6 protein-coding genes are annotated in these 6,661 nt (G+C 28.2%); 1 reads left to right on the top strand and 5 read right to left on the bottom strand.

Annotated elements, in window-relative coordinates; translation table 11 throughout:
* From Q0W06_RS18840 to Q0W06_RS18855, 4 genes are all read right to left on the bottom strand, one after another.
* A partial coding sequence (locus Q0W06_RS18840; RefSeq protein WP_297639486.1) for an amino acid permease occupies positions 1-1,187 on the bottom strand: 1,187 nt, incomplete at its 3' end.
* Positions 1,188-1,603: 416 nt separating this feature from the next.
* Positions 1,604-2,071, bottom strand: a complete 468-nt coding sequence (smpB, locus tag Q0W06_RS18845; protein ID WP_297639489.1) for an SsrA-binding protein SmpB — start codon at positions 2,069-2,071, stop codon at positions 1,604-1,606.
* 164 nt (positions 2,072-2,235) lie between these two features.
* The gene (locus Q0W06_RS18850; RefSeq protein WP_297639492.1) at positions 2,236-3,555 is read right to left on the bottom strand and encodes an MFS transporter; all 1,320 of its coding nucleotides are present in this window, start codon (positions 3,553-3,555) and stop codon (positions 2,236-2,238) included.
* Positions 3,556-3,660: 105 nt separating this feature from the next.
* Positions 3,661-4,392: a glycerophosphodiester phosphodiesterase gene (locus tag Q0W06_RS18855; protein WP_297639496.1), complete on the bottom strand. Its 732-nt coding sequence runs from the start codon at positions 4,390-4,392 to the stop codon at positions 3,661-3,663.
* A gap of 410 nt (positions 4,393-4,802) precedes the next feature.
* Here Q0W06_RS18855 and Q0W06_RS18860 point away from each other — a divergent pair, with 410 nt between their 5' ends.
* Positions 4,803-6,125, top strand: a complete 1,323-nt coding sequence (locus Q0W06_RS18860) for an MATE family efflux transporter (protein ID WP_297639499.1) — start codon at positions 4,803-4,805, stop codon at positions 6,123-6,125.
* 41 nt (positions 6,126-6,166) lie between these two features.
* Here Q0W06_RS18860 and Q0W06_RS18865 read toward each other — a convergent pair.
* A partial coding sequence (locus Q0W06_RS18865) for a hypothetical protein (RefSeq protein WP_297639502.1) occupies positions 6,167-6,661 on the bottom strand: 495 nt, incomplete at its 5' end.

Here is a 6,661-nt window from a genome sequence, read left to right on the forward strand (position 1 = left end):
CCTGGATGTCTCTTTCTAAATATTATTACTGAGAATGAAACTGTTCCATAAACTAATAAGAATGCAATACTTGCAAAGCTTGCTAAGAAGTTTAAGTTAAAGAACCCTGTAAATATAGCTTCTAATATTCCGATTATCCAAAGTGATATATATGGAACATCTTTTTTATTGTTTTTTCCAAATATCTTTGGAAGAAGCCCATCTCTACTCATTGTTGAAATTATTTGAGATGCTGTAAAGTTATTTGCAAATATAACTGCTAATATCCCAATAACACTACCAAGGGATACTATAAGTCCAACCTTTGGTCTTCCTATAAGGTTTAATCCATAAGATAATGCATCTCCAACATTTAAATTTTTATATGTTGTAAGTCCTGTTAATACTAATGATACACCCATATATACAATGATACATACTACAAGGGATACAAGTAATCCTATAGTCATTGACTTCTTAGGATTTTTTACATATGGTGCCGCTGATGCTACTGCATCAAATCCACAATATGCATAAAATACTGCTGCTGCTCCACTAAATATACCTGTTAATTTATATGGCATAAATGGAGTCCAGTTAGCTTTACTAACATAAAAAACACTTACTACTATAAATAATGCAATTACTCCTATTTTTATAAGAACCATTAGATTGTTTACTTTTTTACTTTCTTTAGTTCCTTTTGATATAACAAAAGTTATTATTAAAATAGCAAAAATTGCTGGTAAATTTATAATACCTCCATCTGCTGGAATACTTGTTAAGGCCTTTGGCAATTGAATTCCCAACTCACTTAAAAACCCATTAAAATATGCTGACCACCCTGCTCCAACAGTGGCTGTGGATAAAATGTACGCTACCGATATGGATAAGCCTACTATGTACGCAAAAATTTCTCCTAGTGACACATACGCAAAAGTATATGAACCACCGGAACTTGGTATACTTGAACAAAGTTCTCCATAACAAAGAACTATAAATGCTGCTGTAATTCCTCCAATTAAGAAAGAAATACTTACGGCCGGACCTGCTGTTTTAGCTGCTACTACACCAGTTAAAACCATTACTCCTGTTCCAATAACTGATCCAATACTTAAAAGTGTTAGATCCAGGGTACCAAGATTCTTTTCGCCTGAGTTGATATGTTTAGATACGCTTTTTATATCTTGTGCTCTAAAAATACTCATTAAAAATCTCCTTTTTCTTTAGTTTATTTAATTATATGTATGTTACTTTCATTATCAAATGAATTTTACTTTATATATTATTGCATTTTTTTGAAAAGTAGCTTTTTTGCATCATGTAAACATACTATCACATTTTTATATTATTTTCAAAATTTTTATTTAAAATCTTAATTATTTTAGTTTTTTCCCCCTTTTTTCGCTTTTTTTATTATTAAATTAAATATCACCTTTTACATGATTTAAGTCATATTTTTTATTTTTTGCAAGAATATATAGTAGTTAATTCATTTATCATTATATTCTCTCTTATATTTTTCTATTTTTTCTTTTTTATATGCATTATAATCTATAAATAACTATAATTTTATGCAACAAAAAAACTCCCTTTTAAAGGAGTCTCTTTATATTTATATTCTTTATCTATTTCTAGCCTTCATTTCTCTTTCAACATCTCTTTTATGAGCCTTTTCAAGCATTGAATCTCTCTTATCATAGTTTTTCTTACCTTTACATATTCCAAGAGCAACTTTCACTTTTCCTTCTTTTAAATATAAAGAAAGTGGGATAAGTGTAAGACCTTCTCTTGATACTATTCCTGTAAGTCTTCCTATTTGTTCTTTATGAAGTAAAAGCTTTCTATCTCTAAGTGGATCTACATTAAATATATTTCCTTGCTCATAAGGACTTACATGCATCCCTCTTATAAATATTTCTCCCTCTCTTATTTCTGCATAACACTCTTTAAGGTTAGCTCTTCCATTTCTTATAGACTTAACTTCTGTTCCAACTAAAACAAGTCCCGCTTCCATAGTTTCCTCTATAAAATAATCATGTCTTGCTTTTCTATTCTCTGCTAATGAGTTAGAATTCTTCTTTCTAGCCATTTTTTTCACCTACTTTATTTCATCTCTCTATCTTATTAAAATTATAATATATGTTCTATTCTTTTACAATAACAATACCATTATACATGACTCTTATCTTCTATAAAAATAAGCTACTTTAAATATTTTTCTATTTAAAGTAGCCTAACTTTCTTAAATTTATTTTATGCTTTTACTTCTTGTAATACTTCTTCATTTTCTTTTGTATGCACTGGTCTAAAAAATGGTTTATTATATAATCTTCTAAACAATACCATTGAGCAAATTAATCCAATAACACATAATACTATCATAGAAATAAATATCAATTGATATCCTCCTACTCCAGGTCTTAGATCAAGTAACCAACCATAGTATGCATTTATATACATATCAGGACTATATCCTACTATAGAAATTAATCCTGCTGCAATTCCTGTATACATCCTTGGTACTTTTACTTCATCTAATGGAGAAAAGAATACTCCTTTCATTGATAAAAGCGCTACTGATAAAATCAACATAATTATAAGCATAAGAATTAAGAATGAAGATTTTCCAGGTATAAATAGATAGAAGAAAGTAAATATAATTGATACTACAAATCCATAAGCCATATATTTTGTAGTTGAATTTAGTTTCTTATCTATAATAAATCCTGCAATTGGTGGTGCAAGTGCCATAATAACATAACTTCTAATTATTCCTATAAAAGCTCCAACGTTTACAGACATATGGAAAACTGTTGTAACATATGGTGTTAAAAATGCTAATGCTGAAAATGCTGCATAAGCTGTTAAAACTATAAATGCAACTAGCCATACATTCCCCATTTTGATAACAACTTTTGTTCCTGAAAGTAAATTCTTTTTAGCTTCTTTTTCTTTTTCAAGTATCTCTCTTTTTTCTTCTTCACTTTGATGTTCTTCTTTTAATAAGAACATAGCTGCTATTCCTATTAAAATAATAACTACTGAATAAAATATAATTACTACCTTCAATCCAAAGTTACTATCTACAAACCATCCTAAAATCCCAAGTCCAGCAAAAGATAAAATAGCTGAAGCTGCTCCTCTTCCACCTTCTAATGTACCAAATAATTTACCTTGGTCTTCAGGTCCTGCTAAAAATCTAATTGCTTTTATTAAAGTTGGCCAGAATGTAAATACTGTTGTTACTGCCCAAAGTCCCTCTATTAAAAGACATATTCCATAAGAAGGTATTGTTGCAAACCAAAGTCCTAAAAGTCCTGATGATATAAACGAAAATACAACAAGCTTTTTATATGGAAGTCTGTCTGCAATTATTCCTCCTGGTATATATAATATAAAATTAACTATTCCATACATACTAGTTAAAAATCCCATTTGAAACCCATCAAACTGAAATGCTTTTTGCATAGGTATATAGTAGATTTCTCTTAAATAAGGCAATCTATATATTATACCTCCCCCTGCACAAAGTACCGCAAATGTTATCCATTGTTTTATTCCCCAGTCTTTCATAGCTATATCCCCTTTAAGTTTAGATTTTTATTTTAATAAGCATATTATTTTACTATAATCAATTTCGAGTTGCACAATTTTAAACGATTTCAAACATATTCAATTTTATTTATTTTGCAAAGCCTCTTTTAACAGTTTTGGATCATTAGTTATAATCATATCAACCCCTAAACTAATCATTTTTTCCATATCTTCTTTAAGATTAACTGTATAAACATTCACTTGAAGCTTTCTTTTATGCGATTCTTCTACAATTTCTTTTGTTATAGAATTGAACTCCGGATGCAATGCATCTACACCTAACATTTCTACATAATTGTATGGCTCATAAATACAATCCCAATAAAGAGCTCCCACTTTAATATCTCCATTTAAACCTTTACACTTTTTAGCTGAATAATGATCAAAAGTTGAAATAATGACCTTGTTTTCAATTCCAAATTCTTTTATTTTTGCATAAACAGCTTCTTCAATATTTTCATAATGAATAATACTATTTTTGATTTCTATATTTATTAATAAATTTTTATCTTTTATTAATTCTAGAAACTCATCAAATGTTGGAATTTTTAATCCTTTAAATTCTTCACCAAACTTGATTCCTGCATCAAATCCTCTTAGTTCTTCTAATGTATAATCTTTAACATATCCATGTCCTGTAGTTGTTCTATCTAGCTCCTCATCATGGATAATTACTAACTGTCCATCTTTACTAAAATGGACATCCATTTCAATTCCGTCAGCTCCAATTTCAATAGCTTTTTTGAAGGCTAACATTGTGTTTTCTGGATACTTTTCACTGTAGCCTCTATGGGCTAAATTCAATACTTTTTTCATATACATTCCCCCTAAAAAACAGAATAAGAGCTATGCACATTTAAATAAAAACTACGCATAACTCTAACTCTCTTAAGCGTTTATAATTGTTTTGTTTATTTTCACCTTTATACTAGACTCCTTGTTCAAATTTTTCCATAGTTTCTTCCTACAATTAACATTTTTTTAACTTAAGAAACCTTTAATCTTTATTATTTAAAATAAAGACATCTTCTTTACTTTAAAGCCATTTACTTTTCTTTTTATTAACTTCTGTAAATTTTATTCTATCTTTCTTTTTGTTAAACCTTGTTATTTACTTATCAATATATGCTTTTCATTTTTTACATTATTTTCACATTTAAAAAGACACTTTGTAAATGTTTTCATATATAATTAAACTATATTACTTATTTATGGAGGAAATGGAAATGATCAAAGAATTCTTAAAATATTCACTGCCCTCATCTTTTGGAATGCTTATAGTTGGTATATATATAGTTATAACTGGTATTTTCGTAAGCAAAGGTATCGGTGCTTTTGGGCTTGCAGCAATAGTTATTGCAACTCCTTTAACTATGATTGTAAATTCATTTAGCACAATATTTTCTATGGGTGGAGCTACCGTTGTTTCAGTTAATTTAGGAAAGAAAAATATTCCTAATGCCATAAATGTCTTCAGACAAACCATCTTTTTTTCTATAATTATCAGTTTAATTTTTGGTATAATAAGCATCTTTTTTCTAAACTCAATTGTAACTTTATTAGGTGCTAATTCCCCTTTAAAAGTGGATGTTTATACATATCTTTTTTATTATCTTATATTTATTATTCCAATAGTTTTACAAGGTATTCTAAATACATTTCTTAGAAATGATAATGCACCTGCTTTTGCCATGTATATCATGATTTTTAGTGCTATTATAACTTTAATTTTAGAATATGTTTTTATCTTCAATTTACACATGGGACTAAAAGGTGTTGCTATTTCTGCTGGAATAGGACAAACTCTTGCTACCATAATAGAATTAATCTACTTTTTTAGAAAAAAAGGAACTCTTACTCTTGGATTTACTAAATTGAGATTTAATACTCTTACTAGAATCCTAAAAATAGGTTTTCCTACTTTCTTTGTTGCCATTTCATACTCTGCAATTATCTTTTTTACAAACTACTTTATTATAAGAACCTTTGGCGAGGATGGAATGACTTCTTATGGAATTATTAATTATATACTTTCAATAAGTTACTACGCAATAACAGGTGTTTGTAATGGCATACAACCTTTAATCAGTTTCCACTTTGGTGCAAACAATTATTATGCTGTTGAGAAAACATATGATTATAGCATTATTATGAATGTTCTAATATCTATAATTTTCTTTATTATCTGCCTTATTTTCGGGAAAGACTTCATTAAGGTATTTACAGACTCTCAAAGCATAGTCTCATTAACTTATATAGCCTTAAATGCTGCAAATTTAGCCTATATATTCTTATCAATAAACTTTATTGATATAACTTTCTTTCAATCAATTGAAAAGCCTATCCTTTCTAATATCATCTGCCTTGAAAGAGGTTTTATATATAGCTTACTAAGTCTTTTCATATTAACTTACTTCTTTAAATATGGAGTTTGGTATGCAATGCTTCTCTCTGAATCATTAGCAACCTTAACTACTTTTATATTTTTTAGATTAGTAAAAAATCACTATAAACTATCTCAATTCGGTCTAAATGTTCAAGCCGTTTAAGTAAAAAGGAGAGTCTTTCTAGTAGAAAGACTCTCTTTTTATTATTTATTTTCATTCTTAATAGTTTTATCTTTTCTCTTTAATAACCCTAATAATGCTCCTGCTACACCTATAGTGAAAATATATGGTAATGAATTACTATCTCCTGTTTTAGGATTAGTCTTTTCACTAATATTTTCATTATTATTTGTGTTTTGTACTCCATTTGAAGTTCCTGTCACTCCACTTAGATTTCCTAGATCATTATTATTTTCTTTTACTATTACAACTACATTATGATTTCCTTCACTTAATGCCTTTGGTACAGCATTAATAACTTTTCCATTATCAACAATTCCTAATACTTTCGAATTATTTGGTAATGTAACATTAGGAATATCCTTTCCTACTTCTCCAGTTATATCTTTAGTTTTTATGATATTTCCTTTATCATCTTTAACTGTTATCTTAGTTGTATTATTATTACCTGTTGCCTTTATATTATTATTCACTACTGGCTTAATTTCTGGTTTTATAATTGGCTTAACTATAGGTTT

Source organism: uncultured Clostridium sp. (genome assembly GCF_947072515.1).
In the GTDB taxonomy this organism is placed as follows: Bacteria; Bacillota; Clostridia; order Clostridiales; family Clostridiaceae; genus Clostridium.